The sequence below is a fragment of the Pseudidiomarina salinarum genome, assembly GCF_000753715.1.
Classification (GTDB): domain Bacteria; phylum Pseudomonadota; class Gammaproteobacteria; order Enterobacterales; family Alteromonadaceae; genus Pseudidiomarina; species Pseudidiomarina salinarum.
Genome location: NZ_JPER01000016.1, coordinates 1 through 539 on the forward strand (window position 1 = coordinate 1; position 539 = coordinate 539).

The 539-nt window shown below is 49.5% G+C and carries 1 rRNA gene; it reads right to left on the reverse strand.

Annotation, left to right across the window (positions count from 1 at the left end):
* Positions 1 to 375, reverse strand: a 16S ribosomal RNA gene (locus IDSA_RS11760); the annotation flags it as partial.
* Positions 376 to 539: the final 164 nt, after the last annotated feature.

The following is a 539-nucleotide window of genomic DNA, read 5'->3' on the forward strand; positions in this document are numbered from 1 at the left end:
CCATTGTGCAATATTCCCCACTGCTGCCTCCCGTAGGAGTCTGGGCCGTGTCTCAGTCCCAGTGTGGCTGATCATCCTCTCAGAACAGCTAGAGATCGTCGCCTTGGTGAGCCTTTACCCCACCAACTAGCTAATCTCGCTTGGGCCTATCTTTAGGTGTGAGGTCCGAAGATCCCCCACTTTGGTCCGGAGACATTATGCGGTATTAGCCACAGTTTCCCGTGGTTATCCCCCTCCTAAAGGCAAGTTCCCAAGCATTACTCACCCGTCCGCCGCTCGTCAGCGGGTAGCAAGCTACCCCTGTTACCGCTCGACTTGCATGTGTTAGGCCTGCCGCCAGCGTTCAATCTGAGCCATGATCAAACTCTTCAATTTAAAAGCGTTTAATCGACCCATTGAATCAATGACTTAATAAAATCTAATTTGTTAAGCACTTTTCCAATCAGTCAGGTGTACCTGTTACGGTACCTTTCATTTCTGCCTGAATCCGGTAAGTGCCCACACAGTTTGCTTGGCTTGGTATATTGTTAAAGAGCGTT